At 70.5% G+C, this 26,894-nt stretch carries 22 protein-coding genes; 9 read left to right on the top strand and 13 right to left on the bottom strand.

Translation table 11 applies throughout. From position 1 onward, the window contains the following. From HNQ01_RS14345 to rpsL, 4 genes are all read right to left on the bottom strand, one after another. A partial coding sequence (locus HNQ01_RS14345; protein WP_217427379.1) for a GTP-binding protein occupies positions 1 to 116 on the bottom strand: 116 nt, incomplete at its 3' end. A gap of 186 nt (positions 117 to 302) precedes the next feature. Next, positions 303 to 2,408: an elongation factor G gene (gene fusA, locus HNQ01_RS14340; RefSeq protein WP_173806124.1), complete on the bottom strand. Its 2,106-nt coding sequence runs from the start codon at positions 2,406 to 2,408 to the stop codon at positions 303 to 305. An 86-nt stretch (positions 2,409 to 2,494) separates the two neighbouring features. Beyond that, positions 2,495 to 2,965 carry a 30S ribosomal protein S7 gene (rpsG, locus tag HNQ01_RS14335; protein ID WP_173806123.1) on the bottom strand — a complete coding sequence of 157 codons (471 nt, stop codon included), beginning with the start codon at positions 2,963 to 2,965 and terminating at the stop codon, positions 2,495 to 2,497. A gap of 195 nt (positions 2,966 to 3,160) precedes the next feature. Next, positions 3,161 to 3,535, bottom strand: coding sequence for a 30S ribosomal protein S12 (gene rpsL / locus HNQ01_RS14330; RefSeq protein ID WP_037481101.1), 375 nt, complete (start codon positions 3,533 to 3,535; stop codon positions 3,161 to 3,163). 181 nt (positions 3,536 to 3,716) lie between these two features. Between rpsL and HNQ01_RS14325 the strand changes: the two genes are divergently transcribed. From HNQ01_RS14325 to HNQ01_RS14315, 3 genes are all read left to right on the top strand, one after another. Continuing rightward, the gene (locus HNQ01_RS14325) at positions 3,717 to 4,658 is read left to right on the top strand and encodes a LysR family transcriptional regulator (protein WP_173806122.1); all 942 of its coding nucleotides are present in this window, start codon (positions 3,717 to 3,719) and stop codon (positions 4,656 to 4,658) included. 93 nt (positions 4,659 to 4,751) lie between these two features. Continuing rightward, positions 4,752 to 5,900 (top strand): alpha-hydroxy acid oxidase, encoded by a 1,149-nt coding sequence (locus HNQ01_RS14320; RefSeq protein WP_173806121.1) that lies wholly within the window; start codon positions 4,752 to 4,754, stop codon positions 5,898 to 5,900. A gap of 127 nt (positions 5,901 to 6,027) precedes the next feature. Next, positions 6,028 to 7,203: an alpha-hydroxy acid oxidase gene (locus tag HNQ01_RS14315; protein WP_173806120.1), complete on the top strand. Its 1,176-nt coding sequence runs from the start codon at positions 6,028 to 6,030 to the stop codon at positions 7,201 to 7,203. Positions 7,204 to 7,234: 31 nt separating this feature from the next. On the opposite strand, the gene HNQ01_RS14310 is transcribed toward HNQ01_RS14315, so the two are convergent. The 8 genes from HNQ01_RS14310 to HNQ01_RS14275 all read right to left on the bottom strand — a co-directional run bounded on the left by HNQ01_RS14310 (position 7,235) and on the right by HNQ01_RS14275 (position 18,585). Then, positions 7,235 to 8,596, bottom strand: coding sequence for a capsule biosynthesis protein (locus HNQ01_RS14310; RefSeq protein ID WP_173806119.1), 1,362 nt, complete (start codon positions 8,594 to 8,596; stop codon positions 7,235 to 7,237). 125 nt (positions 8,597 to 8,721) lie between these two features. Beyond that, the gene (locus tag HNQ01_RS14305) at positions 8,722 to 10,818 is read right to left on the bottom strand and encodes a capsular polysaccharide biosynthesis protein (protein WP_173806118.1); all 2,097 of its coding nucleotides are present in this window, start codon (positions 10,816 to 10,818) and stop codon (positions 8,722 to 8,724) included. A gap of 16 nt (positions 10,819 to 10,834) precedes the next feature. Then, positions 10,835 to 11,848 carry a KpsF/GutQ family sugar-phosphate isomerase gene (locus HNQ01_RS14300; RefSeq protein WP_217427544.1) on the bottom strand — a complete coding sequence of 338 codons (1,014 nt, stop codon included), beginning with the start codon at positions 11,846 to 11,848 and terminating at the stop codon, positions 10,835 to 10,837. A 58-nt stretch (positions 11,849 to 11,906) separates the two neighbouring features. Beyond that, positions 11,907 to 14,192, bottom strand: a complete 2,286-nt coding sequence (locus tag HNQ01_RS14295) for a capsular polysaccharide export protein, LipB/KpsS family (RefSeq protein ID WP_173806116.1) — start codon at positions 14,190 to 14,192, stop codon at positions 11,907 to 11,909. A gap of 51 nt (positions 14,193 to 14,243) precedes the next feature. Then, positions 14,244 to 15,890, bottom strand: a complete 1,647-nt coding sequence (locus HNQ01_RS14290; RefSeq protein WP_286180818.1) for a polysaccharide biosynthesis/export family protein — start codon at positions 15,888 to 15,890, stop codon at positions 14,244 to 14,246. 17 nt (positions 15,891 to 15,907) lie between these two features. Further along, on the bottom strand, positions 15,908 to 17,020 hold the full coding sequence (locus tag HNQ01_RS14285; RefSeq protein ID WP_173806115.1) for a KpsE/RkpR family capsule polysaccharide export protein: 1,113 nt from the start codon (positions 17,018 to 17,020) through the stop codon (positions 15,908 to 15,910). Next, the gene (locus HNQ01_RS14280; RefSeq protein WP_286180817.1) at positions 17,017 to 17,748 is read right to left on the bottom strand and encodes an ABC transporter ATP-binding protein; all 732 of its coding nucleotides are present in this window, start codon (positions 17,746 to 17,748) and stop codon (positions 17,017 to 17,019) included. The genes HNQ01_RS14285 and HNQ01_RS14280 overlap by 4 nt, the downstream gene beginning before the upstream one ends. A 15-nt stretch (positions 17,749 to 17,763) precedes the next feature. After that, entirely contained in the window at positions 17,764 to 18,585 is an 822-nt protein-coding gene (locus HNQ01_RS14275) for an ABC transporter permease (protein WP_173806114.1), read from the bottom strand. A 255-nt stretch (positions 18,586 to 18,840) separates the two neighbouring features. On the opposite strand from HNQ01_RS14275, the gene HNQ01_RS14270 reads away from it, so the two are divergent. Beyond that, positions 18,841 to 20,769, top strand: a complete 1,929-nt coding sequence (locus HNQ01_RS14270; RefSeq protein ID WP_173806113.1) for a methyl-accepting chemotaxis protein — start codon at positions 18,841 to 18,843, stop codon at positions 20,767 to 20,769. A gap of 18 nt (positions 20,770 to 20,787) precedes the next feature. Here the strand turns inward: HNQ01_RS14270 and HNQ01_RS14265 are convergent, their stop codons facing one another. After that, the gene (locus HNQ01_RS14265; RefSeq protein ID WP_173806112.1) at positions 20,788 to 21,723 is read right to left on the bottom strand and encodes a LysR family transcriptional regulator; all 936 of its coding nucleotides are present in this window, start codon (positions 21,721 to 21,723) and stop codon (positions 20,788 to 20,790) included. Positions 21,724 to 21,836: 113 nt separating this feature from the next. On the opposite strand from HNQ01_RS14265, the gene HNQ01_RS14260 reads away from it, so the two are divergent. Genes HNQ01_RS14260 through HNQ01_RS14240 form a run of 5 tightly spaced genes read left to right on the top strand, consistent with a single transcriptional unit; the run spans position 21,837 to position 26,884 of the window. After that, positions 21,837 to 23,303 carry a form I ribulose bisphosphate carboxylase large subunit gene (locus HNQ01_RS14260; protein ID WP_173806111.1) on the top strand — a complete coding sequence of 489 codons (1,467 nt, stop codon included), beginning with the start codon at positions 21,837 to 21,839 and terminating at the stop codon, positions 23,301 to 23,303. A gap of 12 nt (positions 23,304 to 23,315) precedes the next feature. Continuing rightward, a complete protein-coding gene (locus tag HNQ01_RS14255) occupies positions 23,316 to 23,762 on the top strand; it encodes a ribulose bisphosphate carboxylase small subunit (RefSeq protein WP_173806110.1) in 447 nt (148 codons plus the stop codon). 35 nt (positions 23,763 to 23,797) lie between these two features. After that, positions 23,798 to 24,781, top strand: a complete 984-nt coding sequence (gene cbbX / locus HNQ01_RS14250) for a CbbX protein (RefSeq protein ID WP_434801508.1) — start codon at positions 23,798 to 23,800, stop codon at positions 24,779 to 24,781. A gap of 51 nt (positions 24,782 to 24,832) precedes the next feature. Continuing rightward, positions 24,833 to 25,960 (top strand): class 1 fructose-bisphosphatase, encoded by a 1,128-nt coding sequence (locus tag HNQ01_RS14245; RefSeq protein ID WP_173806109.1) that lies wholly within the window; start codon positions 24,833 to 24,835, stop codon positions 25,958 to 25,960. 39 nt (positions 25,961 to 25,999) lie between these two features. After that, positions 26,000 to 26,884, top strand: a complete 885-nt coding sequence (locus tag HNQ01_RS14240) for a phosphoribulokinase (RefSeq protein ID WP_173806108.1) — start codon at positions 26,000 to 26,002, stop codon at positions 26,882 to 26,884. Positions 26,885 to 26,894: the final 10 nt, after the last annotated feature.

The following is a 26,894-nucleotide window of genomic DNA, read 5'->3' as shown; positions in this document are numbered from 1 at the left end:
TTCTTCGACAGAACGGTCGTGATCGCTGCCGTCAGGGTGGTCTTGCCATGGTCCACGTGACCGATGGTGCCGACGTTGACGTGCGGCTTGGTCCGCTCGAACTTTTCCTTAGCCATTTCTGATCTCCAGATCAAAGAACATTGCCGGTGGGCGGTTTTACGTCTCTCGAGGCTCTGGGAATCCACCACCACCGGCAGGGGCGGGCAGGCTCTTGCGGAGACAAAAAAGAAGCTGCCACCCCGAAGGGCGGCAGCAACTGGATCGCGCGATTCTAGCGCCTTTCGGCGCCAGAGTGCACATGCTTACTTGGCGCGTGCGGTGATGATCTGCTCGGACACGTTGCGCGGAGCTTCGGCGTACTGCTTGAACTCCATCGTGTACGTGGCACGACCCTGCGACATCGAGCGCAGCGTGGTCGAGTAGCCGAACATTTCCGACAGCGGGACTTCGGCCTTGATGATCTTGCCACCGCCGACCATGTCGTCCATGCCCTGGACCATGCCGCGACGGCTGGACAGGTCGCCCATCACCGAGCCGGCGTAGTCTTCCGGGGTCTCGACTTCCACGGCCATCATCGGCTCGAGGATCACCGGGCTGGCCTTGCGGCACGCTTCCTTGAAGCCGATCGAGGCGGCCATCTTGAACGCGTTTTCCGACGAGTCCACGTCGTGGTACGAACCGAAGGTCAGCGTGCACTTGACGTCGACGACCGGGAAGCCGGCCAGCACGCCGTTCGGCAGGGTGTCGATGACGCCCTTCTCGACCGCCGGGATGTACTCGCGCGGCACCACGCCGCCCTTGATGGCGTCGACGAACTCGAAGCCCTTGCCACCCGGCTCCAGCGGCTCGAGCGTGAAGACGACGTGACCGTACTGGCCCTTGCCGCCCGACTGGCGGACGAACTTGCCTTCGACGTTCTCGACCTTCGAGCGGATGGTCTCGCGGTACGCGACCTGCGGCTTGCCGACGTTGGCTTCCACGCCGAACTCGCGCTTCATGCGGTCGACGATGATTTCCAGGTGCAGCTCGCCCATGCCGGAGATGATGGTCTGGCCGGACTCCTCGTCGGTGCGCACGCGGAACGACGGATCCTCGGCGGCCAGGCGCGACAGGGCGATGCCCATCTTTTCCTGGTCCGACTTGGTCTTCGGCTCGACGGCCTGCGAGATCACCGGCTCGGGGAAGATCATCTTTTCCAGCGTGATGATCGCGTCCGGATCGCACAGGGTCTCACCCGTGGTGACGTCCTTCAGGCCCACGCAGGCGGCGATGTCGCCGGCCAGAATCTCCTTGATTTCCTCGCGCTGGTTGGCGTGCATCTGCAGGATGCGGCCGATGCGTTCCTTCTTGCCCTTGATCGGGTTGTAGACGGAAGCACCCGAGGCCAGAACGCCCGAGTACACGCGCACGAAGGTCAGCTGGCCGACGAACGGGTCGGTCATCAGCTTGAACGCCAGCGCGGAGAACTTCTCCTTGTCGTCGGCCTTGCGGCTGACCGGCTGGTCGTCCTCGTCCGTGCCGCCGACCGGGGGGATGTCCACCGGCGAGGGCAGGAAGTCGATGACCGCGTCGAGCATGCGCTGCACGCCCTTGTTCTTGAACGCGGTGCCGCACAGCATCGGCTGGATCTCGGTGGCGATGGTGCGGGTGCGGATCGCCAGCTTGATCTCTTCCTCGGTCAGTTCGCCCGACTCGAGGTACTTGTTCATCAGGTCCTCGGAGGCCTCGGCGGCCGACTCGACCATCTTCTCGCGCCATTCGTTGGCGACTTCGACGAGGTCTTCCGGGATGTCCTTGTATTCGAACTTCATGCCCTGGGACGCTTCATCCCAGAAGATGGCCTTCATCTTGATCAGGTCGACGACGCCCTTGAAGTTCTCTTCGGCGCCGATGGGGATCACGATGGGAACCGGGTTCGCGCGCAGGCGGGTCTTCATCTGGTCGACGACCTTGAAGAAGTTCGCGCCGGTGCGGTCCATCTTGTTGACGAACGCCAGACGGGGCACCTTGTACTTGTTGGCCTGGCGCCAGACGGTCTCGGACTGGGGCTGAACGCCACCGACCGCGCAGTACACCATGCAGGCGCCGTCCAGGACGCGCATCGAACGCTCCACCTCGATGGTGAAGTCGACGTGCCCCGGGGTGTCGATGATGTTGAAGCGGTGTTCCGGATAGTTCAGGTCCATGCCCTTCCAGAAGCAGGTCGTCGCGGCCGACGTGATCGTGATGCCGCGCTCCTGCTCCTGTTCCATCCAGTCCATCGTGGCCGCGCCGTCGTGGACTTCACCGATCTTGTGGTTCACGCCGGTGTAGTACAGGATGCGCTCGGTCGTGGTGGTCTTGCCGGCGTCGATGTGCGCGGAGATGCCGATGTTGCGGTACCGCTCAATGGGGGTCTGACGAGCCATGTGTCACTCCAGATAGGCAGAAAGCCCCAGACGGCCAGGAAAGGCCGGACGGGGCAGTCAGAAGGGTCAGGGTCGGGCGGGCCCGATCAGAAACGGAAGTGCGAGAACGCCTTGTTGGCTTCGGCCATGCGATGCACTTCGTCGCGCTTCTTCATCGCGCCGCCACGGCCTTCGCAGGCTTCCAGCAGCTCGTTGGCCAGACGCTGGGCCATCGACTTCTCGCTGCGCTTGCGTGCCGATTCCTTCAGCCAGCGCATTGCCAGGGCCATGCGGCGGACCGGGCGAACTTCCACGGGAACTTGGTAGTTCGCACCACCGACGCGGCGGCTCTTGACTTCGACCAGCGGCTTGACGTTGTTCAGCGCGGTCAGGAAGATTTCCAGCGGATCCTTGCCGGCCTTCTTCTCGACCTGGTCGAGCGCACCATAGATGATGCGCTCGGCGACGGCCTTCTTGCCCGATTCCATGATGACGTTCATGAACTTGGACAGATCGACCGATCCGAACTTCGGATCCGGCAGGATCTCGCGCTTGGGTACTTCGCGACGACGAGGCATTTCAATTCCTTTCAGGGCTTCAGCTGGCTGACCTTGCGGTCGCCGGGGATGTCACTTGCAGCCTGGACATCCGCTTACTCGACAGTCATCCGCGCTCACAGGCGTCGGCATGCTGCCGCGGGGCCCGCCGACACGCCAGCCTGAGGGCGGGCGGTGACGAGTCGATGACGAATCAGTGAACGATCCGCGATCCGATCACTTCTTCGGGCGCTTCGCACCGTACTTGGAGCGGGACTGCTTGCGATCCTTGACGCCTTGCAGGTCCAGCGAGCCGCGGACGATGTGGTAGCGAACACCCGGCAGATCCTTGACACGGCCGCCGCGCACGAGCACGACGCTGTGTTCCTGCAGGTTGTGGCCTTCACCGCCGATGTACGAGATGACCTCGAAACCGTTGGTCAGGCGCACCTTGGCGACCTTACGCAGAGCCGAGTTCGGCTTCTTCGGGGTCGTGGTGTAGACGCGGGTGCAGACACCGCGGCGCTGCGGGCAGTTCTGCATCGCAGGCGACTTGGACTTGGTGACCTCGACCTCACGGCCTTGGCGCACCAGCTGGTTGATGGTAGGCATGGGTAACTTGTTCCCGTTTGAAGTTACGACATTCCCGAAAACCTCTTCCGCTGCCGTGCCGCAAGGCGTTTGCCCATGGCAGAGCGCTCGGAAATTTCCGAAAAGCTTTCGATTGTACTCGTCTTGTGGCAGATGCGGCAATGCAGACCGATCTGGCGGGTCATCGCGCAGAATCGGCGCGATGACCCTTCCGTTGTCCCCCGCCGGCGCCGACGTGCGCTTCCCGTCGATCGAGGGGCTGCGCGCCTTCGAGGCGGTGGCGCGGCTGGGCAGCTTCGAGCGCGCGGCCGAGGAGCTGGCGGTGACCGCCAGCGCGGTGTCCAAGCGCGTCGCCACGCTGGAGGATCTGCTGGGCACGCCGCTGCTGATCCGTCAGCCGCGTGCGGTGCTGCCGACGCCGGCCGGGCGGGAATACCTCGAACAGGTGCGCGTGGCGCTGGGTCTGCTGGCGGCGGTGCCGCTGCACCGCCGGCCGGTGCAGCGCCAGCAGCGTCTGCGGGTGAGTTCGCCGCCGACCTTCGCGCGCCAGGTGCTGGTGCCGCTGCTGGCCGAGCATGCGGCGGCGTGGCCCCAGGTCGAGCTCGAGATCGTGCTCTCGATCCCGTATGTCGACGGGCTGAAGGTGGACGCCGACGTCGAGATCCGCAATGGCGACCCGGCCGCGGCCGGCGTGCCGGCGCTGATGGACGACGTGCTGGTGCCGGTGGCCGCCCCTGCGCTGCTGCGCCGGCTGGCGCCGCTGGCGGTGCCGGCCGACCTGGCGGGTGCGCCGCTGCTGCGGGCGCCGCTGGAGCCGTGGCGGCCGTGGCTGCGGGCCGCCGGGCTGGACTGGGACGAGCCGGCGCGCGGGCCGCGCCTGTTCGATCTGGGTCTGGCGCTGGAGGCTGCCGCCTGCGGCCACGGGATCGCGCTGGCGCGGCCCTCGCTGGCGCGACCCTGGCTGCAGGCGGGCACGCTGCGGCCGCTGTTCGTGACATCCGGGCCGACGGTGCGCCCGCCCGGTCTCTATCACGCGGTCGTGCACCAGGGCGGCCAGGCGGCGCAGGACTTCGCCGCCTGGCTGGCCCGGCGCGCCGGCGAGCTGTGCGACACGGCGGTGGCCGGTCTTTCCGCCGTCGGCTGAAGAACTTTCCGGGACCGCGTCCGGCGCGCGGCCTAGGATCGGCGCGATCCGCAGACCCGGGCCACGAGACCACGACACGAGGAGACCCCCGCGATGACCGTCATCACCTGCATCGAGGACCTGCGCCGGCTGGCGCAGCGCCGCGTGCCGCGCATGTTCTACGACTATGCCGACTCCGGCTCCTGGACCGAGTCGACCTACCGCGCCAACGAGGACGACTTCCGCCGCCTGAAGCTGCGCCAGCGCGTCGCGGTCAACATGGACGGGCGCAGCACCGCCACGACGATGATCGGTCAGCCGGTGGCGATGCCGGTGGCGATCGCGCCGACCGGCCTCACCGGCATGCAGCATGCCGACGGCGAGATCCTGGCCGCGCGCGCGGCCGAGAAGTTCGGCGTGCCCTTCACGCTGTCGACGATGAGCATCTGCTCGATCGAGGACGTGGCCGCGGCCACGACGAAGCCCTTCTGGTTCCAGCTCTACGTGATGCGCGATCGCGCCTTCGTCGAGCGGCTGATCGAGCGCGCGAAGGCGGCCGGCTGCAGCGCGCTGGTGCTGACGCTGGACCTGCAGATCCTCGGCCAGCGCCACAAGGACCTGAAGAGCGGCCTGTCGGCGCCGCCGAAGCTGACGCTGCCCAACCTGCTCGACATGATGACCAAGCCGCGCTGGTGCCTCGGCATGCTGGGCACGCCGCGGCGCGGCTTCGGCAACATCATCGGCCATGTCGAGGGTGTCGACGACATGGGCTCGCTGGGGCAGTGGACCGCGCAGCAGTTCGATCCGCGCCTGAGCTGGGCCGACGTCGAGTGGATCAAGAAGCGCTGGGGCGGGCCGCTGATCCTCAAGGGCGTGATGGAGCCCGAGGACGCGCGGCTGGCGGCGGGCTCCGGCGCCGACGCACTGGTGGTGTCCAACCACGGCGGGCGCCAGCTCGACGGCGCGCCCAGCTCGATCGAGGCGCTGCCGGCCATCGCCGAGGCGGTCGGCCGCGACATCGAGGTCTGGATGGACGGCGGCATCCGCTCTGGCCAGGACGTGCTCAAGGCGCGGGCGCTGGGCGCGCGCGGCACGATGATCGGCCGCGCCTTTCTCTACGGCCTGGGCGCGATGGGCGAGGCCGGCGTCACGAAGGCGCTGGAGATCCTGCACAGGGAGCTCGACCTGACGATGGCCTTCTGCGGCCACACCACGATCGACACGGTCGATCGGCGCATCCTGGTGTCATCCGTCACGAACTGAGCCCGCGCGAGGCCGCCGCAGGCTCAGGCACTGAGCGGAATCACGAGAAGCGCGCGGGCGGCTCGCTAGCATCCCGGCACCCGGATCGATTCCGTTCCGGTTCATCACTGCCCGAGGAGAGTCGTCCGTGCCTTTCGCCCCGTCGATCGAGGACCTGCGCCAGCTGGCGCAGCGCCGCCTGCCGCGCATGTTCTACGACTACATCGACTCCGGATCGTGGACCGAGCGCACCTACCGCGCCAACACCGAGCGGCTGGCGGCGATCGGTCTGCGCCAGCGCGTCGCCGTCGACCTGGAGGGCCGGCAGGTCCGTTCGACGATGCTGGGCCGGCCGGTGGCGATGCCGGTGGCGCTCGGCCCGGCCGGGCTGGCGGGCATCTTCCATCCGGACGGCGAGATCCACGCTGCGCGCGCGGCCGAGAAGTTCGGCGTGCCCTTCGCGCTGTCGACGATGAGCATCTGCTCGATCGAGGATGTGGCCGCGGCGACGCGGTCGCCGTTCTGGTTCCAGCTCTACCTGCTGCGCGACCGCGGCTTCTCGGCCAGCCTGATCGAGCGCGCGAAGGCCGCGCGCTGCTCGGCGCTGATCCTGACGGTCGACGCGCCGCTGCTGGGTCGGCGCTACAAGGACGTGCGCAACGGCCTGTCGACGCCGCCGCAGTTCTGGCGCCCGCGCGTGGCGCTGGACCTGATGCGCCATCCGGCCTGGTGCCTGGGCATGCTGCGCACCCGCCGGCGCACCTTCGGCAACATCATCGGCCATGCGCCCGGCGTCAAGGACCTGTCGACGCTGACGAACTGGAAGAACCTCGAGGTCGATCCGGCTCTGTCCTGGCGGGACGTCGAGTGGGTGATGCGCCAGTGGGGCGGGCCGCTGATCCTCAAGGGCCTGATGGACCCGCAGGACATCGCGCAGGCGGCGCGGCTCGGGGTGGCGGCGGTGGTGGTGTCCAACCACGGCGGGCGCCAGCTCGATGGCGCGCCGGCCACGGTCGAGGTGCTGCCGCGTGCGGTCGAGGCGGCGCGCTCGGTCGGCGCCGCCGGGCAGACCGGCCCGGAAGTCTGGGTCGACAGCGGCATCCGCTCCGGCCAGGACGTGCTGAAGATGCTGGCGCTGGGTGCGCAGGCCGCGCTGGTCGGGCGGCCGTGGCTCTACGGCCTGGCCGCGCAGGGCCGCGCCGGCGTCGACCGCTGCCTGCAGATCCTCGCCGAGGACCTGGAGCTGACGATGGCGCTGTGCGGCTGCACCTCGGTGGCGGACATCGGGCCGCACCTGCTGGTGCCGGGCACGCATCCGGCCTGAGTCGCGGGCCGGCCGTGCGGCAGCGCGCCGCTCAGGGCCGCCCGCCGAACTCGTCGAGCCGGTAGCCGGTGTCGAAGGCCTGCACCAGCGGCGAGGGGCCGGCCGGGCGCGGGCTGGCCGGCGCGGGCGCCGGCGCCTGCTCGAGCGCCGGCATGCGGGCGTAGAAGCTGGCGTTGAGCTGGGTGTGCTCGATCAGGTGGCGGCGGAAGCTGCGGTACAGCGCCTTGTCCACCCGGCCGGGCTCGTTCCAGAAGTGCGGCAGCGGGCCGTCATGCACCAGCCCCGGAATGCCGTAGACCGCCTCGCCCAGCGTCAGCACCGGCGCGCCGTGGTGCAGCGCCTGCAGCCCGACGGTGCTGTTGACGGTGACGACGCCCAGCGCGTGGTCGAGCAGCGTCGGCAGGTGCTGGTCGTGCAGGCAGTGCACGCGGCCGTGCAGGCCGAGCTGGCGGGTCAGGTGCCGGATCAGCGGCCGGTGGTCGCTGTAGGCGATGTCCATCGGGTGGTGCTTGATCGCCAGGTGCAGCTCGCCGGGCGCGTCGGCCGCGAAGGAGCGCATCACCTCCTCGATGAAGTCGTGCATGCCGGCGAAGCGCGAATGGTGGCGGATCTGGCTGTCGTCATGCACCTGCAGCGGCACCAGGAACCAGCGCCGCGACATCGCCGGGCTGCACAGCCGGTCCTGCAGGCCCCGCTCGCGCCAGGCCTGCAGCGGCTTGCGTAGGGCGCCGGCGAACCAGCGCAGGCCTTCGCCGACCGGCTCGAGCGAGCGATGGTGGACGCGGTGCGGGTAGCGCGGATGCAGCAGCGTCGCCGCCAGGTAGTAGCGCATCGCCAGCAGCGCGGTGCGGTGCATCTTCTGGCCGGTCGGCACCGGGGGCGGCAGCGGCGCGAGGGTTGCTTCGGGCAGGCGCTGCTCGTAGAAGCTGGCCGCACGCGGCAGCCGCGACAGCGCGTTGACGCCCCGGCGCTCGATCGTCACATGGTCGGGGCGCAGATAGCCTTCCTCGAACACGAAGACCTCGATGCCGAGCTCGCGCGCGACCTGTCGGGCGATGCAGTGCACCGGGCGCATCTGGCCGAACAGCACGATCGCGTCGATGTGGCGCGAGCGGATCAGCATGCGCAGCCAGGCGTCGAGCGTCTCGATGCCCTCGTCGAAGCGCAGCGCGCCGGGATGGCGCCAGAAGGTCTGGTCCCCGCCGTTGAAGTGCACCTTGGTGACCGTCTGGCCCTGGCTGCGCAGCACGGCGGCGAGGTGGTCGAAGAACCAGCCGATCGGGCCCTGCAGCATCAGCGTGCGCCGGTGCCGTGCCAGGGCCCGGAACGCCGTCGGCCAGAACGGCGCCTCGGGCTCGGGCGCGGGCGGCATCGGGACGGGTGGGGCGGACATCGGCACGGTCGGCGGGCGGCAGGGCCGGACGATGTGTCCGGATGTGTCGATTGCAGCGCAGGTGGCGACGATCCGAAGTCGCGATAAGTGCAGCGCCGCGGCCCCAATCCCGCGGCCGGCGGGCGTCAGCGGCCGAGCAGCCGCGCCAGCGTGCCCAGCAGCGCCAGCCGCAGGCGCCGCGTCGTGCGGCGCAGCGCGGTGCCGCGCGGCACCGGTTCGTCGCGCCACTCGATCAGCTCGCGCAGCGCCCGCTCCGGCGTGGTGAAGGCGCCCGAGCGGCGGCTGACATAGGTCGGATAGAGGATCAGCGCCGCGGCGACCAGCTCGTCGAGCTGCAGCCGGCGCTGGCGCCGACGCAGCGCGGGCGAGTCGGGCGGCGCACGGTCGTCGGTCAGGCCCCAGCCGGCGTAGAAGGGCAGGCCCCAGGTGACGACCTCGCGCCCGCGCAGCAGCGCCTCGAAGCCGGCCAGCGAGGTCATCACATGCACCGCGTCGACCTGGTCGAGCAGCCGGTGCATCGGCGCGGTGGTCACCACCTCGTCGCAGTCGCGGCCCGGCACGACCCGGTCGCGCTCGCCGCGGCGCAGGCCGGCGAGCACGTCCGGATGCGGCTTGTAGACCAGCCAGGCTTCGGGCTCGGCACGGCGCGCCGCGGCCAGCAGCGCGGCGTTGTCGCGCACCTGCGCGCAGCCCCAGCGGATCGAGGCGTCGGTCTCGACCTGGCCGGGCACCAGCACCACCCGGCGCGCGCCCTCGGGCCGGCGCCAGTCGCCCTGGCCGACGTTGTATTTCGTGAGTCCCGCCTGGATCAGCGCCTGGCGCAGGATGGCGGCGCGCCGGCGCAGCGGCTCGTCGAAGGCGTGGTGCTGCAGCAGCTGCTCGAGCCGGCTCGGGCGGCTGGCATCGAAGTGCAGTCCGAGGTCGTCGACGATCCACGACAGCGGCCGCACCAGCTCGGCGCCCAGGCCGACCGAGCGCACGAAGCCGTCCTCCAGCCGCAGCACCGGCGTGCCCGGCTGCAGGCCCGGCAGATCGCGCCGGCCCCAGACCGCCACCGCCCGCGCCGGGTCGAGCTGCTGCGGCTGGCGCACCGGCTCGACCTGGCTTCCCTGCAGGAAGGCCTGCACGATCGGCCGCTTCCAGCGCGAGAAGCCCAGCGCCTGCACCTGCGCCGGCCAGCGGGCGCGCATGCGCCGCTGCAGCGCCAGGTGCTCGATCAGCCGCTCGGGCTCGCAGCGCCGGCCCGTCTCGGGGTCGAGATGGCGCGGATGCTCGATCAGCGCGGCATGGACCAGGTCGGCCAGCGTGCGCGGCTGGCCGCGCCGGCGCGCCGGCGCCGGCAGGTGGTCCTCGGTCAGGCCCCAGCCGGCGTAGAAGGGCAAGCCGAAGCAGCGCACCGGGCGGCCATGCAGCAGCGCCTCGAAGCCCATCTGCGAGCTGACGACATAGACCGCGCGGCAGACCTCGAGCAGCGCCGGCGGATGCACGTCGCCGGCGATCAGCGTGACCCGCGCCGAGGTTGCCGCGCTCAGCGCCTCGAAATGGCCGCGGCGCCGCCCGGCGATCACGTCCGGGTGCACCTTCAGCCAGATCGGAGCGCGTGGATGCTCGTCGAGCGCGGCCTCGAGCAGGCGCGGGAAGCTGGTCGCGTCGGCGCCGCTGCCGGCGATCGAGGCGTCGCCGGCGGTCTGGTCGATCACCAGCACCGGCGCCTGCGCCGCCTCGTGGCGCAGCGCGCCGGGCAGGCCGTCGCGCACGTGGTTGTACTTCGACACCCGCGCCTCGACCCACTGCTGCTGCAGCGCCAGCGCCCGCGCGATCGCCGCGCCGTCGCGCGGCTGCAGGATCTGCTGCTCCAGCCGCGAAGGCCGGTGCGGGTCGTAGTGGATGCCGCCGAGATCGTCGACGACGATGGACAGCGGCGGGCAGCGGCTGCCCAGCTCCACCGAGCGCAGGAAGCCGTCCTCGACGCGGATCAGCGGCAGGCCGTGGCGCGCGGCGAAGGTCTCGGCGACCTCGGCGCTGGGGCGGCGGCCCCAGGCCATGACCGCGGCGACGTCGGCGGGCGCGCGCCGGTCGACCAGGTGCCATTCCGGCAGCATCGCCGCCAGCGTCGGCACGCGGCGCAGGCCGGCGGTCAGGCGCGCCAGGCCGGGGCGCGGGTCGTCCGCGTCGCGGGTCGCGCGCACGGTCGATTCCAGGGGCAGCCGGCCGGGGTGCATGGATCGCTCCGCGGGTTCAGCCGGCGTCGGCGGTCGCGGCCGTTTCCGCCAGCGGCGCGCTGGCCGTGCTGCCCCAGCCCGGTTCCTGGCTGAGCAGCTGCACGACGCCGCAGACCTGCTGGCGCACATCCAGCGCCACCAGCGCCTGCACGCGCAGCTCGCGCATCCAGCTCTCCGCCTCGGCCAGCCGGGTGTCGGCGGCGATGGTGCGCGGCCGCGCGTTCATGATGTCGGCCGCCGTGAGCGCCATCGGGCTGGCATGGTGCTCGAAGGCGCGGCGGATGTCGCCGTCGGTGATGATGCCCGCCAGTGCGGCCGGCGTGCCCACCAGCACCAGGCCGAGCCGGCCGCGGGTGATGGCCTGCACCACCTCGCGGAAGCTGGCGCTCTCGGCGCAGAAGGGCAGCCGCTCGCGCTGCATCACGTCGGACACGCGGGTGAGCAGGCGCCGGCCCAGGCTGCCGCCGGGGTGGAAGCGTGCGAAGTCCTCCGGCCGGAAGCCCTTGAGCACCGACAGCGTGACGGCCAGCGCGTCGCCCATCACCAGCGTCGCGGTGGTGGAGCTGGTCGGCGCCAGGTTGTTCGAGCAGGCCTCGCACTCGACGCCGATGTCGAGCACCACGTCGGCCGCGCGTCCGATCGTCGAGTCGGCGCGGCCGGTCATCGCCACCAGCGGATTGCTCTGCTGCTGCAGGAAGGGCAGCAGCCGCACCAGCTCGTCGGTCTCGCCGCTGTTGGAGATCAGCAGCACGACATCCTCCGGCAGGATCATGCCGAGGTCGCCATGAAAGGCCTCGCCGGGATGAACGAAGAAGGCCGCGGTGCCGGTCGAGGCCATCGTCGCGGCGATCTTGCGCCCGATGTGGCCGGACTTGCCCATGCCGCAGACGATGACGCGGCGCGGGCAGCGCAGGATCAGCTCGACCGCGCGCTCGAACTCGGGCCCGAGCCGGGCGGACATGGCCGAGAGCGCGTCGATTTCCATCGCGATGACGCGGCGGGCCTGGGCGAGGGCGGGCAGGGTGTTCATGGTCGAGTCCCGGTTGCGGCCGTTGGCGTGTTGCGGTGAGGAATGGGCATGCATGCTGTCAGTCATGCCGGATCGACCAGCCGATGGCCCGGAGCATCGGATGCTTCGAGTCCCGCATGAACATGATGGGATTGCTGCGCAGCTTGCGGAACTTGCGCAGGAACGGCGGAATGTCCGGTTCGGATCGTGGGCCGCTCAGATGCAGTGTGCTCAGCTCCGTAACCATTTCGACCTCGGCCTGGTCGCTCGGGATCACCGGCCGTGTGGGGGCCGCCGGCTTGGCGGGCGGCGCTGCAGGTCGGGAGGGCGCCGGATTGGGCTGACGGCGCAGGTTGCCGTCGATGCCGCGATAGCGGTCGAACAGGATGGATCGGTCCGTGATCTCCACTTGCTGGCGCTGCTCGATCTGCAGCGGCGGACAGGCCGGGACGCGCACGACGCGGTAGTCGATGGCCGTCGTGGCCGTCATCAGTGCCCCGTCCTTCCAGGCCACGCGCCGTGTCTTGAAGCGGGCGAATGAATAGAACTCGAACACCAGGTAATGAAGGAACTGCAGCACTGCATCCCGATCGGGGCGAACCTGTCTCAGCGCATCCAGGACCTCCTCGTGCGTCGTGACCTGATGGGCCAGTCCGGGATGCCCATAGAAGGCCTGTCCTGCGTGGAGCACCAGCTTCTGGTGCAGCAGTCCCAGCAGGCCGACACCGGAGTTGATCAGCAGCAGCGCATCGCAGGCCTCGATCAGGTCATCGACATGGGCGTTGTCCGCGAAGATCACGCCCGGCAGGTCCGGGCTCTCGACTTCGAGTGGATGGCGCTTGACGACGAGGGTCCAGTGCGCGGGCAGCGTGTGCACCAGCCGTCGTACCAACCTCAGGAAGTTGTCATAGCTCTCGATCGGACCGGCCAGATGGGTGATGACGGTGTCGCTGGGTCGCTGCAGCGGAACGAACAGGATCTTGGTCCCAGGGAAGATGTTCAGCCGCCTGCGCAGGGCCGCGGCGCCGAGGCGATCGGGCTGATCCTCCAGGCTCGCTCCCTGTGCCTTGTGGTCGCGGATGTACTGGCAGATGGCGTCTTCCTCGCGGTCATCGAGCGGTCGTCGCCAGCGTTGCGGTGCGTAGCTGGCACTTTCCCCGTTGAATCCGCCATCGTCGAAGAACACCGAGTCCGGCAGGGCGCCCCGCTCGCAGACCAGGAACGGGATGCCGGCCTGACGGACGGCCTTGTAGAGGCCCTCCATCGTCGTGCTGGCGTAGGGGTTGTGGAAGACCACCCTGTCGATGTGCAGGTCCCGGACATGTTCTAGGAAGGACTCGGGGGTGAACATCTCCTCGTCCACCAGCGTGATCTCGCCCAGCAGCGGGGCGACCCAGCGGTTGTAGACCCATGGGTTGGTGCGGAAGATGATGGAGCGGCCGCGTTCGGGCATCGGCAGCGGTGCCGGCTCTTCGCCGCTTGCCTTGAACGCGGCCAGCTTGGTCTCGAAGAGCCTGCGGTTGCGATCCTTGGCTCGGACGTACGCGCTGGCCTGCTCGACCGGATGCCAGGCGTGGAACATGACCATGCCTTTCTGGAAGGTCATGTCGCCGAACAGCCGATACACGGACTTCCAGCCCCGGTATTCTCCGATCGTCTGGAAGTTGCGGTAGTCCAGCGGAAACTCCTCGGGCAGCGGGAAACGGTTGGCCCGGCGAATGGCCCTGCACATGTATTCGATGTCCTCATAGCCCCAGCCCGCGAAGTCCGGGTCGTTGCCACCCGTGGCGAGAAAGTAGTGGCGGTTCCAGACGGTCACCGATGTGCCTGTCGAGAATTTCTCGATGCGGGTGGCATCCGATTCCAGCAGGTACTGGACAAATCGGCTGCTGCGCAGTTCGGCCTGGGTATCCAGGTATTCCTGGGTGGCCTCCGGGGTCAGATAGATCACGCCGAACATCAGGAAGCGCTCGGCGAACTGGTCCAGGCGCTGCACCTCGATTTCCCGCAGCACATTTCGGTAGAAGTCCGGCACCGGCATCAGGTCGATGTCCTGAAACATCACGTGACGGCCGTGCGCGGCCTGCACGCCGGCATTGCGGGCACGACCGATCGAGAAGGGCTCGGTCTCCGAGTCGATGCGCAGGTAGCGCAGCCCCAGGTCGGCACATTTCTGTCGCAGCCGCCGGCCCATCGAGACCGGGGATCCGTCATCGACGACGAGCACTTCGGTGCAGGCGGGTCGCGTCGTGTCGTGAAGGATGAACGACAGCCTTTCCATGGCATCGCTGCGTTCCGCTGCACAGCGCACCGGGATGATGATCGTCAGGGCGATGTCCCCGGTGCGGGGGGAGAGGATGGGCATCAGAGTCTCCGCACAGTCGTTGAGCAGGGTGGTTCGTGGGCTTGACGGTGATCACAGTCCGAAGGCGACCTTCGCCACCACCGCGATCTGGTAGAGCACCTGCGTGATGCCGCGCGCCACCTCGACCCGCTTGGTCTCGGCCCTGGGCAGCACCATCAGCTCGTCGCCCGGGTCCGGGACGACGTCGCCCCGGGACTCGACGACGGTGCCGTTGCGCTTCAGCAGCAGCACCCGGCTGGTGTCGGCCTGCTGGGACGGGCCGCCGGCCAGGCGGATGTAGTCGTCGATGCGGCGTGCCGGGTCGTGGCCGATGGCCATCGGGAACAGCACCTCGCCGTGCACCGCCACCTGCGCCGAGCGCTCGGGCACGACGAGCGTGTCGCCGTCCTCCAGCGGGGTGTCGCCGGCGCGGGCCGGGTCGGGCAGCACCAGCTGGCCGCGCGGCTCGATCTGGCGGGCGCGGTGGGTGAACTGCAGCACCAGCTCGGCCTCGCGGCCGCGCAGCTGCGCCTCCTCGTTGGTGGCCGAGCGGGCGGTCAGGGCCTGCGCCTCCAGCCGGTCGAGCGCCTGGCCGAGCATCTCCTTCTGGCGCTGCGCGATCGAGCGCCGCTGCAGCTGCAGTGCGTCCAGGTCGGCCAGCGGCGCCGGGCGCAGCCGCGCCAGCGCGTCCGACAGCCGCGCGCCGTAGGGCAGCACGACGGTGCGCTCGCCGCGGTGCGCGCCCTCGATGCGCACCAGGATGGTCCCGGGAATGCGGTCGGCGGTGAAGCTGACCTCGTCGCCGTCGTTCAGCATGACCGCGCCGGCCTCGGCCAGCGGGTGGTACTCGCTGCTGCGCTCGGGGCCGCGCTGGCGCACCACCGCCATGTGGGTCGCGCCCGGCCGGGGCCGGGCCAGCGCGATCAGCGTCGCGCCGTCCAGCCGCGCGGCGTCGAACTCGAAGGCGCAGGCATTGGCCGCCTCGCCGGAGACCTTCACGCTGGCGCGGCGCGGGCCGACGAAGAGCGTGTCGCCGTCGTGGATCTGCACCGCGTCGATGCGGCCTTCGAGCAGGAAGCGGTAGAGGTCGACGCGCGCGCGCCGCTCGCCGCCGCGCAGCAGATCGACCGACAGGTAGCTGCCCCGCTCGGGGTCGATGCCGCCGGCCAGATCGAGGTAGCGCAGCACCGAGTCCGACGACAGCCCGCCGTACAGGCCGGGCTGGCGCACGAAGCCGGTCACGTAGACCTTGACCGGCTGCGCCGCCTCCAGGCTGGCGTAGCTGCGCACGTTGGCGCGGAAGGTGCGGCGCACCTGCTCCTGCACGACGCGGTCGAGGTCGCCGTTGCGCACGCCCAGCACCTGCACCGGCCCGATGCTGGGCAGGAAGAGGTTGCCGCGCGGATCGACCGCCTGCGTCGCATCCAGGTTGAAGGCGCCCCACAGGCGCAGCGTGATGCGGTCGCCCGGCGCGATCTGGTAGTCCGGATTGAAGCCGCTGGCCGAATGCTGGGCGAAGCGGCCGCCGAAGAGCTGGCTGCCGAAGACCGGCGCGCAGCCGGCGGGTGCGGCGGCGGGTGCGGCGGCGGGTGCGGCGGCGGGCGCCGGCTCCGCCGCGGGAGCCGCGACGGCCAGCGTGGCGGCGCCGAGCAGCAGCGGCAGCAGGACGGCGCGCAGGGCCGGGCGCCGTTGCGGCATCGTGAGGGGCAGGCGGGGCATGGTCGGGGCCTTCGCGGTCAGTCGCGGTGTTCGCGCACGGTGGCCAGCGCGAGCCGGGCGATGCCGTACATCAGGCCGCAGCCCAGCAGCAGCGTCAGCATCGTGGCGAGCCGGTCGGGGTGGCGTGCGCTGTCGGGGCGGGTCGGCGGCTCGACGACGACCAGGTTGCGCACCTTGCGCGCGGTCTCGATGCGGGTGGCCTCGACGGTGGCCAGCGCGCTGCGCTGGCGGGTCTCGGCGATGCCCAGGCGGCCCTTGAGCTCGTGGAACTCGGCCGCCAGGCCGGCCAGCGCGGGGTTGTCGCCCTGCGCCGCCGTGGCCAGGCGCTGCTCGCGCTCGATCTGCGTGCGCAGCGTGGCGGCCTGCGCACGCAGCGTCACCAGGTCGGCGGCGTCGGCGTTCAGGTAGGTCTGCTTGGTGCCGAGCTCGGACTCGACGCGCGCGAGCTGCGCGCGCAGCTCGGCCGCCAGCGTGCCGCTGACGCGGGCATCGGCCTGCGGATCGAGCATCTGGTGGCGGCCCTGGAAGTCCAGCAGCGCCTTGCGCGCCTGCACGAGCTCGGTCTCGGCGCGGTCGAGCTCGCGCTGCGCGAAGCCCATCTGCTCGGCGGCGATGCGCTGCGAGACCTCGTTGAGGAAGCGCTCGGACTCGGCCATCAGCGCCGCGGCCAGCTGACGGGCGAACTCGGGATCGAAGGCCTGGACCTCGAGGGTCAGCAGGCCGCTGCTCTCGTCGAGGCGGATGTCGGCGCGCGCGCGCCAGTACTCGAGCATCCACTCGCGGCTGGTGCCGGGCCACAGCCGGTACAGCGGATCGCGGCGGGCCGACTCGTAGTGGCGGCGCAGCCCGAAGCGGCGGTCGAGCTGCAGCATCAGCGCCTCCGAATGCATGTAGTCGCGCAGCAGCCGCACGTCCTCCAGCGCGGTGCCGCCGCCCGACAGCAGCATCGCCAGGCCGCTGGCGGCGATCGATTCCTCGCGCGAGCGGCGCACCGTCAGCACCGCGGTGCTGACATAGCGGTCCTGCGCCATCAGGCCGAGGTAGAGCGCGCCCAGCAGCAGCGGCAGCACGACGACGAGCAGCGCGAGCCGGCGCGGCGTCAGGCGGTGGAGCACGGCGCCTGCGCTCATGGCGCGACCTCCGGCGCCGTCACCGCGGGTGCGGCCGGGGCGGCCCGCCGGCGCGCGATCTGCTGGTAGGCGGCGATGCCCTCGCGCACGCTGTCGTGCACCGTCGGCGCCGCGCCGGGGCGCAGCACGACGACGCGCTGGCACAGCCGGGCGATCTCGTCCATGTTGTGGCTGGTGTAGATGACGCGCGAACGGCCCAGGCGCTGCTCGAGCAGCTCGCGCGACTTGCTGCGGAAGGCCGCATCGCCGACGGCGGTGACCTCGTCGATCAGGTAGGTGTCGAAGTCGAAGGCCATCGCCAGACCGAACATCAGCCGCGAGCGCATGCCCGAGGAATAGGTCTTGACCGGCAGGTCGAAGGCCTCGCCGATCTCGGCGAAGTCCTCGACGAAGGCCAGCGTCTCGCGCATGCGCCGGGTGTCGGCGGCATGGATGCGGCAGACGAAGCGCACGTTGTCGCGGCCGGTCAGCGAGCCCTGCAGGCCGCCGGCCAGGCCGATCGGCCAGGAGATGCGCCGGTCCGAGTCGATGCGGCCGGCGTCGGGCAGCTCCAGGCCGCCGAGCAGGCGCATCAGCGTCGACTTGCCCGCGCCGTTCGGCCCGATCAGACCGACGTTGGCGTCATCGGGAATCGACAGGCTGAAGTCGCGGAAGACATGGCGGCGACCGAGCCGGGTCGGGTAGCTCTTGCAGAGGTGGCGGATCTCGATCATCGCGGTGTCGGCCATCGGGTGGGGCAGGGCTCAGGCCACCTGCAGCCGGTCGCGCCGGCCGCGCAGCACCATCAGCGCCAGCAGCGTCAGCACCAGCGTCCATGCCAGCGGCAGCGTCAGGCCGATCTCGTCCGGGCTGGCGTAGACCGGGCCGAACAGCGCGGCGCGGATCGACTCGATCAGGTGGGCCACCGGGTTGTGCAGCATCGCGTCGCGCAGCACCGCCGGTGCGTGGACCAGCGGCACCAGCACGCCCGAGCCGAGGTAGAGCGGCGTGAAGACCATGCGCACCACCGGCCGCAGCACCGTCAGCGCGCCATGCGTGCCTGCCGCGGCCAGCAGCCCGGCGGCCAGGCCGAGCTGCACCAGCAGCGCCAGCGCCAGCATCAGCCGCAGCGGGTCGTGCGGCATCACGTCGTGGCCGAGCGCGGCCGCGCCGGCCAGGAACGCCAGCGCCATCGCGCCGAACAGCACCAGCTCGACCCCGGCGCGCGCCAGCACCGCGTCGACCGGCCGCACCTGCCGGTAGGCGAACAGGCCCAGGTTGGCCTCGATGCTCTCCATCAGCCGCAGCACCAGCGAGCGCAGCAGCATGAACGAGAGCTGGCCGCTGATCAGGAAGGTCACCGTGTCGACGCCGGCGATCTGGTGCGCGCGCATCGCGCTGTAGATCGCCAGCATCAGCGCCGCGCCGGCCAGCGGCTCGCCGACGACCCACAGCGCGGTGGTCCAGCGGCCGTCGATGCGGGTCTTGAACTCGCGCAGGAACAGCGCGAACAGCACGTCGCGCATCACGCCCCAGGCGCTGCGGCGCGGGGTCGGCTGGGCGGACGGGACGGTCGGCGAGATCATGAGTCGATCCTAGACAGCGCCTTGCCGGACTTAAGTGCGAAAAGACTGCGCAACCGCGGCCAGATCGGCGGCGTGGCCGCACCGGGCGAGCCGGCGCGTGCGCAGGCGGTTCGATGCCGGAATGAAAGCGGGTCGGAGCGGCTCTGTTCCGTGTTCTGAATGCACGAGGGACGTCCGATAAACCGCGTTGCCGGCAGCATCACGGGCGGGGGGCTCGGGATGGCAGTGGTCGGTCACCCTCCAAGCTGTCTCCCGATGAAGCACCTGATCCGCCAGATGCGCCTGTCGCGCAAGTTCACCCTGCTGTCGCTGCTGGGCCTGCTGATGGTCGCCCCCCCGATGGGCTACTACGTCGCCGACACCGTCCAGGACGCCCGTGCGACCCGCAGCGAGCTGGCCGGCCTGGCGCCGTCGGCGGCGATGCTCCGGCTGGTGCGGCTGACGCAGCAGCACCGCGGCCTGACCGCCACCGTGCTCGGCGGCAAGGCCGAGGCCGAGTCCCAGCGCGCCGAGCGCCAGCGCGAGGTCGAGCAGGCGCTCGGCGCCGTCGACGCGCAGCTGGCGCCGATCGACGACAGGCGCCTGCACGAGCAGTGGACGCAGCTGCGCGAGCAGTGGCAGGCGCTGGCGTCGGAGGTCGCGCAGCGCCGCATCGAGGCCCCCGCCAGCTTCGCCCGCCATTCCGCGCTGATCGAGCGGCAGCTCGACCTGCACGGCCTGATCGTCTCGCACCATGGTCTCGACCTGGATCCGGAGGCCGAGTCCTACCATCTGGTGATGGCGACGATGCTGCAGATGCCGCGGCTGACCGAGCATCTCGGCAAGGCGCGTGCGGTCGGCTCGGCCATCCTGGCCAGCGGCTCGGCGACGATGGCTGCACGCGCCAGCCTGGGCGGCCTGAGCGAGTCGGCACGCGGCGAGATGCACAACGCGCTGGTGACGATCGACAAGGCGCTGGAGACCGACCCGGTGCTGCGCGAGCGCATGGCCGGCCCGATCGCCCAGGCCCGTGGCGCGGTCGACGAGGCGCGCGAGGTGATGCGCCGCGAGATCATCGAGGCGCCCGAGCCGAAGATGGCCTCCGGCGACTACTTCCAGGTCGCGACGAAGGCGATCGACCAGGTCTTCGCGGTGCACGCGCTGGCGTCCACCGCGCTGAAGGACACGCTCGAGGCGCGCATGGCCCGCATGCAGCGCAACGGCCTGGCGGTGCTGGGCCTGTCGGTGCTGATGCTGGTGCTGGGCGCGGCGGTGCTGCGCACCATCTCCCGCTCGGTCGTCGAGGCCGCCGACCAGGCGCGCGAGATGGCCGAGCGCATCGCCGCCGGCGACCTGTCGGCACATGCGGTGCCGCAGTCGGCCGACGAGCTCGGGCGCATGATGGCCGCGATGGAGGCGATGCGCCTGTCGCTGACCGAGGTGGTCGGCACAGTGCGCGAGAACGCGGTCAGCGTCGCCGCCGCCAGTGCGCAGATCGCGCAGGGCAACATCGACCTGAGCTCGCGCACCGAGCAGCAGGCCGCGGCGCTGCAGCAGACCGCCGCGACGATGGACCAGCTCGGCTCGACCGTCAGCCACAACGCTGACCATGCCCGCGAGGCCGACGGCCTGGCCCGGGAGGCCACCACGCTGGCCTCGCGCGGCGGCGAGATGGTGTCGCAGGTGGTCGGCACGATGGGCGGCATCAGCGAGGCCTCGCGCAAGATCGGCGACATCATCGGCGTGATCGACTCGATCGCCTTCCAGACCAACATCCTGGCCCTCAATGCCGCGGTGGAAGCCGCGCGCGCCGGCGAGCAGGGCCGCGGCTTCGCGGTGGTCGCCACCGAGGTGCGCAACCTGGCGCAGCGCTCGGCCGAGGCCGCGCGCGAGATCAAGGCGCTGATCTCGACCAGCGTCGAGCGCGTCGAGCAGGGCGTCTCGCTGGTCGACCAGACCGGCCGCTCGGTCGGCGAGGTGGTGGAGTCGATCCGCCGCGTCAGCGACATCGTCGCGCAGATCAGCGCCGCCAGCGCCGAGCAGAGCACCGGCGTGGCCCAGGTCGGCCAGGCCGTCACCCAGATGGACCGCGCCACGCAGCAGAACGCCGCGCTGGTCGAGCAGTCGGCGGCGGCCGCCGGCACGCTCAAGTCCCAGGCCGAGCAGCTGGTGGACGCGGTGGCGCGCTTTCGCATCGCCGCCTGAGCCTGACCGGGCGGCCGCTCAGCGCGGCTGCAGCCACGGCCGGTCGTGCTCGGCCAGGAAGGCCTCGCCTTCCTCCAGGATGAAGTAGCGCAGCGCCTCGGCCGCCGGCGACAGCAGGCGCGACTGCAGGTGCACCACGTTCCAGGTGCGGATCACCGGCGCATGGCCGACCTCGACCAGCGCGAGCTCGCCGGCACGCAGCTCCAGCCCGAGCGTGTGCAGCGACAGGAAGCTCAGGCCCATGCCGGCCATGACCGCCTGCTTGAGCGTCTCGTTGCTCGGCATTTCCATCGCGATGCGCGGCGTGACGCGGTGCTCGTCGAGAAAGCGGTCCATCAGCGCACGCGTGCCCGAGCCGCGCTCGCGCACCACCATCGGCCAGGCGCCGAGCGCCTCGGGCGCGACGTGGTCGGCGCGCAGCACCGGATGGCCCGGCGGCGCGACGAAGACATGCGGATGCGCCGCGAAAGGCTCGGCGCGGCAGACCAGCTCGCGCGGCGGCCGCCCCATGATCGCCAGATCGACCTCGCCGGCCTCGAGCAGCCGCACCAGCTCCTCGCGGCTGGCGCTCACGCGCAGGCGCAGCTCGATGCCCGGATGCTCGTCGCGGAAGCGCGCCAGCAGCCGCGGCACGAAGTACTTCGCGGTGGCCACCAGCCCGACCGCCAGCTGCCCGGTGTCGAGATGGCGCAGCCGCGCCATCGCCACCTCGGCGTCCTTCAGCGTCGCCAGCACCCGGCGCGCGTAGACCAGGAAGTACTCGCCGCCGGTGGTCAGCGAGACCTTGCGGCCCTGGCGATCGAACAGCGGCAGGCCGACCGCTTCCTCCAGCTCCTTGACCTGCATCGTCACCGCCGGTGGCGTCAGGTGCAGCTGCTCGGCCGCGCGCACGAAGCTGAGGTGGCGCGCCACCTCGGTGAAGACGCGCAGCTGGCGCAGGGTCAGGTTCTTCATGGATCCTTCGATGATTCAGGAATCCTGAATCGATAGCCAACAAGACATGAATTTACCTGAGTGATCCGTCTTCCTACAGTGGGGCCATCCCATCCCCACGACAGGAGACATGCATGAACCAGCCCGTCGAACCCGGCCTCGTCACCGACGCGAAGAAGCGCTACAGCGCCGGCGTCCTCAAGTACCGCCAGATGGGCTACTGGGACGCCGACTACGTCCCGAAGGACACCGACACGCTGTGCCTGTTCCGCATCACGCCGCAGGACGGCGTCGATCCGGTCGAGGCCGCCGCCGCGGTGGCGGGTGAAAGCTCCACCGCCACCTGGACCGTGGTCTGGACCGACCGCCTGACCGCCTGCGACAGCTACCGCGCCAAGGCCTACCGCGTCGAGCCGGTGCCGGGCCGGCCGGGCGAGTGGTTCGCCTGGGTCGCCTACGACATCATCCTGTTCGAGGAAGGCTCGATCGCCAACATCACCGCCAGCCTGATCGGCAACGTCTTCAGCTTCAAGCCTTTGCGCGCCGCCCGGCTGGAGGACATCCGCATGCCGGTGGCGCTGGTCAAGACCTTCAAGGGCCCGCCGACCGGCCTGGTGGTCGAGCGCGAGCGCCTGGACAAGTTCGGCCGCCCGCTGCTGGGCGCGACGACCAAGCCCAAGCTGGGCCTGTCGGGGCGCAACTACGGCCGCGTGATCTACGAGGGCCTGAAGGGCGGCCTGGATTTCATGAAGGACGACGAGAACATCAACTCGCAGCCCTTCATGCACTGGCGCGACCGCTTCCTCTACGTGATGGACGGCGTCAACAAGGCCAGCGCGGCCACCGGCGAGGTCAAGGGCAGCTACCTGAACGTCACCGGCGCGACGATGGAGGACATCTACGAGCGCGCCGAGTTCGCCAAGGAGCTGGGCTCGGTGGTGATCATGGTCGACCTGATCATCGGCTGGAGCGCGATCCAGTCGATCGCCAACTGGGCGCGCCGCAACGACATGATCGTGCACATGCACCGCGCCGGCCACGGCACCTACACGCGGCAGAAGAACCACGGCGTGAGCTTCCGCGTGATGGCCAAGTGGCTGCGCCTGGCCGGCGTCGACCACCTGCACACCGGCACCGCGGTCGGCAAGCTCGAGGGCGACCCGATGACGGTGCAGGGCTACTACAACGTCTGCCGCGACTCCTACACGAAGCAGGACCTGCCGCGCGGCCTGTTCTTCGACCAGGACTGGGCCGACCTGCGCAAGGTGATGCCGGTGGCCTCCGGCGGCATCCACGCCGGGCAGATGCACCAGCTCATCGACCTGTTCGGCGACGACGTGATCCTGCAGTTCGGCGGCGGCACGATCGGCCACCCGGCCGGCATCCAGGCCGGCGCGGTGGCCAACCGTGTCGCGCTGGAGTGCATGGTCAAGGCGCGCAACGAGGGCCGCGACATCCGCAACGAAGGCCCGGAGATCCTGCGCGCCGCCGCGCGCTTCTGCACGCCGCTGCAGCAGGCGCTCGACACCTGGGGCGAGATCTCCTTCAACTACGCCTCGACCGACACCAGCGACTTCGTCGCCACGCCCTCCATCGCCTGAGGAGACACCACCATGATGACCAACCCGACCGGCCGACTGACCCAGGGCCAGTTCAGCTTCCTGCCTGACCTGACCGACGAGGAGATCCGCGCGCAGATCCAGTACGGCCTGGACCGCGGCTACGCCTGGAGCGTCGAGTACACCGACGATCCGCACCCGCGCAACACCTACTGGGAAATGCACGGCCTGCCGATGTTCGACCTGCAGGACGCCGCCGGCGTGATGGCCGAGCTGCAGCAGTGCCGCGCCGCCTTTCCCGGCCACTACATCCGCATGATGGCCTTCTCGTCGGTGCGCGGCGTCGAGTCGATCACGATGAGCTTCATCGTCAACCGGCCGGCCGACGAGCCGGGCTTCGGCCTGGTGCGGCAGGAGACGAGCGGGCGCACGCTGCGCTACACGGTGCGCGGCTACGGAACCGACCGTCCCGAGGGCGAGCGCCACGCCCGCGCGGGCTGACGCACCCGCCGCCCGCAGTCCGCAGGAGCCCCGCGATGAACCGCCCGCTCTACGCCATTCCCGGGCAGACGTCCGGCCCGTCCCGCGCCGCCGGGACGCCCGCGCTGCCGCAGACGCCGCCGATGCCGGACAGCCCGGCCGCCGCCGCGCCGCGCACCGTCGGCGAGGTGCTGGCGCAGAGCCAGGTCGAGGCGGTGTTCGACGAGCTGGAGCACGATCTGGTCGGCCTGCGCCCGGTCAAGCAGCGCATCCGCGACATCGCCGCGCTGCTGGTGATCGACCGGCTGCGCGCCGGCGTCGGTCTGGCCGCGCAGGCGCCGAGCCTGCACATGAGCTTCACCGGCAACCCCGGCACCGGCAAGACCACGGTGGCGCTGCGCATGGCGCAGATCCTTCACCGGCTCGGCTACATCCGCAAGGGCCATCTGGTGGCGGTGACGCGCGACGACCTGGTCGGCCAGTACATCGGCCACACCGCGCCGAAGACGCGCGAGATCCTGAAGAAGGCGATGGGCGGCGTGCTCTTCATCGACGAGGCCTACTACCTCTACCGCCCGGAGAACGAGCGCGACTACGGCCAGGAGGCGATCGAGATCCTGCTGCAGGTGATGGAGAACCAGCGCGACGATCTGGTGGTGATCGTGGCCGGCTACCGCGACCGCATGGACACCTTCTTCCAGTCCAACCCGGGCCTGAGCAGCCGCATCGCGCATCACCTGGACTTTCCCGACTACGCCGCCGACGAGCTGCTGGCGATCGCCGACCGGATGCTGGCGGCGCAGCACTACCGCTTCGGCGACGGCGCGCGCGAGACCTTCGCGCGCTATCTCGACCTGCGGCTGCGCCAGCCGCACTTCGCCAACGCGCGCAGCGTGCGCAACGCGCTCGACCGCGCGCGGCTGCGCCAGGCCAGCCGGCTGTTCGCCGAGCGCGACCGCGTGCTCGACGCGGCGCTGCTGGGCACGCTGGAGCCCGCCGACATCGCCGCGAGCCGGGTGTTCGCGGCCGCCCCGGGCTGAAGCGCCCCGAGCACATCCCCAAGCACAAGACGATCCCCCGAGGAGACGACCATGCCCCACACCGCCCCGTCCGGCGGCACCCGCCCGCCGACGACGCTGACCCAGTACCTGATCGAGGAGCGCCGCCGCTTTCCGCAGGCCAGCGGCGCGCTCAACGCGCTGATCCTCGATGTCGCGCTGGCGTGCAAGGCGATCGCGCGCGAGGTCGCGCTGGGCCGGCTCGGCGTGTCCGGTGCCGGCGCTGCGACCGGCGGGCCGGCGGCGGCCGCTGCGATCAACGTGCAGGGCGAGGAGCAGAAGCCGCTGGACGTCTTCGCCAACGAGGTCTTCCTGCGCCGCAACGAGGCCTCGGGCGGCGTGTCGGGCATGGCCTCGGAGGAGCTGGAGGCGCCGTGGCCGGTGCCGCGCCCGGCCGCCGGGCCGCGCGGCAAGTACCTGCTGGTGTTCGACCCGCTCGACGGCTCGAGCAATCTCGACGTCGACATGACGGTGGGCTCGATCTTCTCGATCCTGCGCGCGCCGCAGGACCTGCTCGACAGCGATCACGAGGTGACCGAGGCCGACTTCCTGCAGCCCGGCGCGGCGCAGATCGCCGCCGGCTACGCGCTGTACGGGCCGGCGACGATGCTGGTGCTGAGCGTGGGCAATGGCGTGGCCGGCTTCACGCTCGACCCGAACCTGGGCGAGTTCATGCTGACGCACCCCGACATCCGGGTGCCGGCGCAGACCCGCGAGTTCGCGATCAACGCCAGCAACAGCCGCTTCTGGGAGCCGCCGGTCAAGCGCTATGTCGACGAGTGCCTGGCCGGCACCAGCGGCCCGCGCGGCAAGGACTTCAACATGCGCTGGATCGCCAGCATGGTGGCCGAGGCGCACCGCATCCTGATGCGCGGCGGCGTCTTCCTCTACCCGCGCGACACCCGCGACCCGAACCGCGCCGGGCGGCTGCGCCTGCTCTACGAGGCCGCGCCGGTCGGCTTCCTGATCGAGCAGGCGGGCGGGCGCGCCTCGACCGGACGCCAGCCGGTGCTGGGCGTGCGCCCCAGCGGCCTGCACCAGCGCATCGGCCTGGTCTTCGGCTCGCGCGAGGAGGTCGAGCGCATCGAGCGCTACCACCGCGAGCCCGACCGCGACATCGCGCTGAATCCGCTGTTCGCCGAGCGCGGCCTGTTCCGCTGACACGACGACACGAACAACGCCTTCCAGGAGACCGCCGCCATGTCCGAGCGACATCCCATCATCGCCATCACCGGCTCGTCCGGCGCGGGCACCAGTTCGGTGACGCGCACCTTCGAGAACATCTTCCGCCGCGAGCAGATCCGCGCCGCGATCATCGAGGGCGACAGCTTCCACCGCCACGACCGCGCCGCGATGCGCGTGCGCCAGACCGAGGCCGAGCGCGACGGCAACCGCCACTTCAGCCACTTCGGCCCGGAGAACAATCTCTTCCCGGAGCTGGAGCAGCTCTTCCGCAGCTACGGCGAGACCGGCACCGGCATGCGCCGGCGCTATCTGCACGATCCGGTCGAGGCCGCGCCCCACGGCCAGGAGCCCGGCACCTTCACGCCGTGGGAGTCGCTGCCCGAGGGCACCGACCTGCTGTTCTACGAGGGCCTGCACGGCGCGGTGGTGACGCCGGAGGTGAACATCGCGCGGCACCCCGATCTGCTGATCGGCGTGGTGCCGGTGATCAACCTCGAGTGGATCCAGAAGCTCTGGCGCGACAAGAACGTGCGCGGCTACTCGGCCGAGGCGGTGACCGACACCATCCTGCGCCGCATGCCCGACTACGTGCACTACATCTGCCCGCAGTTCGCGCACACGCATGTCAACTTCCAGCGCGTGCCGGTGGTCGACACCTCCAACCCCTTCATCGCGCGCGACATTCCGACGCCGGCCGAGAGCCTGTGCGTGATCCGCTTCGCCAACCCGAAGGGCATCGACTTTCCCTACCTGCTGAACATGATCGACGACTCGTTCATGTCGCGGGCCAACACCGTCGTCGTGCCCGGCGGCAAGATGGAGCTGGCGATGCAGCTGATCTTCACGCCCTTCATCTGGCGGATGATGGAACGGCGCCGTCGTGCGCTCAACGCGCTGTGAGCGGGGGGAC

It is taken from the genome of Sphaerotilus uruguayifluvii, from assembly GCF_013294065.1.
GTDB classification, from domain to species: Bacteria; Pseudomonadota; Gammaproteobacteria; order Burkholderiales; family Burkholderiaceae_C; genus Sphaerotilus; species Sphaerotilus uruguayifluvii.
This window is presented reverse-complemented; position numbering and strand designations above follow the sequence as displayed.

What these genes read in the sequence shown, in the direction of transcription:
- HNQ01_RS14270 (WP_173806113.1), top strand. Translation starts at nt 18,841, where the DNA reads ATGAAGCACCTGATCCGCCAGATGCGCCTGTCGCGCAAGTTCACCCTG.
- HNQ01_RS14280 (WP_286180817.1), bottom strand. Translation starts at nt 17,748, where the DNA reads ATGGCCGACACCGCGATGATCGAGATCCGCCACCTCTGCAAGAGCTAC.
- HNQ01_RS14305 (WP_173806118.1), bottom strand. Translation starts at nt 10,818, where the DNA reads ATGCACCCCGGCCGGCTGCCCCTGGAATCGACCGTGCGCGCGACCCGC.
- HNQ01_RS14285 (WP_173806115.1), bottom strand. Translation starts at nt 17,020, where the DNA reads ATGAGCGCAGGCGCCGTGCTCCACCGCCTGACGCCGCGCCGGCTCGCG.
- HNQ01_RS14300 (WP_217427544.1), bottom strand. Translation starts at nt 11,848, where the DNA reads ATGAACACCCTGCCCGCCCTCGCCCAGGCCCGCCGCGTCATCGCGATG.
- HNQ01_RS14265 (WP_173806112.1), bottom strand. Translation starts at nt 21,723, where the DNA reads ATGAAGAACCTGACCCTGCGCCAGCTGCGCGTCTTCACCGAGGTGGCG.
- HNQ01_RS14325 (WP_173806122.1), top strand. Translation starts at nt 3,717, where the DNA reads ATGACCCTTCCGTTGTCCCCCGCCGGCGCCGACGTGCGCTTCCCGTCG.
- HNQ01_RS14260 (WP_173806111.1), top strand. Translation starts at nt 21,837, where the DNA reads ATGAACCAGCCCGTCGAACCCGGCCTCGTCACCGACGCGAAGAAGCGC.
- cbbX (WP_434801508.1), top strand. Translation starts at nt 23,798, where the DNA reads ATGAACCGCCCGCTCTACGCCATTCCCGGGCAGACGTCCGGCCCGTCC.
- fusA (WP_173806124.1), bottom strand. Translation starts at nt 2,408, where the DNA reads ATGGCTCGTCAGACCCCCATTGAGCGGTACCGCAACATCGGCATCTCC.
- HNQ01_RS14245 (WP_173806109.1), top strand. Translation starts at nt 24,833, where the DNA reads ATGCCCCACACCGCCCCGTCCGGCGGCACCCGCCCGCCGACGACGCTG.
- HNQ01_RS14255 (WP_173806110.1), top strand. Translation starts at nt 23,316, where the DNA reads ATGATGACCAACCCGACCGGCCGACTGACCCAGGGCCAGTTCAGCTTC.
- HNQ01_RS14295 (WP_173806116.1), bottom strand. Translation starts at nt 14,192, where the DNA reads ATGCCCATCCTCTCCCCCCGCACCGGGGACATCGCCCTGACGATCATC.
- rpsG (WP_173806123.1), bottom strand. Translation starts at nt 2,965, where the DNA reads ATGCCTCGTCGTCGCGAAGTACCCAAGCGCGAGATCCTGCCGGATCCG.
- HNQ01_RS14310 (WP_173806119.1), bottom strand. Translation starts at nt 8,596, where the DNA reads ATGTCCGCCCCACCCGTCCCGATGCCGCCCGCGCCCGAGCCCGAGGCG.
- HNQ01_RS14275 (WP_173806114.1), bottom strand. Translation starts at nt 18,585, where the DNA reads ATGATCTCGCCGACCGTCCCGTCCGCCCAGCCGACCCCGCGCCGCAGC.
- HNQ01_RS14290 (WP_286180818.1), bottom strand. Translation starts at nt 15,890, where the DNA reads ATGCCCCGCCTGCCCCTCACGATGCCGCAACGGCGCCCGGCCCTGCGC.
- HNQ01_RS14320 (WP_173806121.1), top strand. Translation starts at nt 4,752, where the DNA reads ATGACCGTCATCACCTGCATCGAGGACCTGCGCCGGCTGGCGCAGCGC.
- HNQ01_RS14240 (WP_173806108.1), top strand. Translation starts at nt 26,000, where the DNA reads ATGTCCGAGCGACATCCCATCATCGCCATCACCGGCTCGTCCGGCGCG.
- rpsL (WP_037481101.1), bottom strand. Translation starts at nt 3,535, where the DNA reads ATGCCTACCATCAACCAGCTGGTGCGCCAAGGCCGTGAGGTCGAGGTC.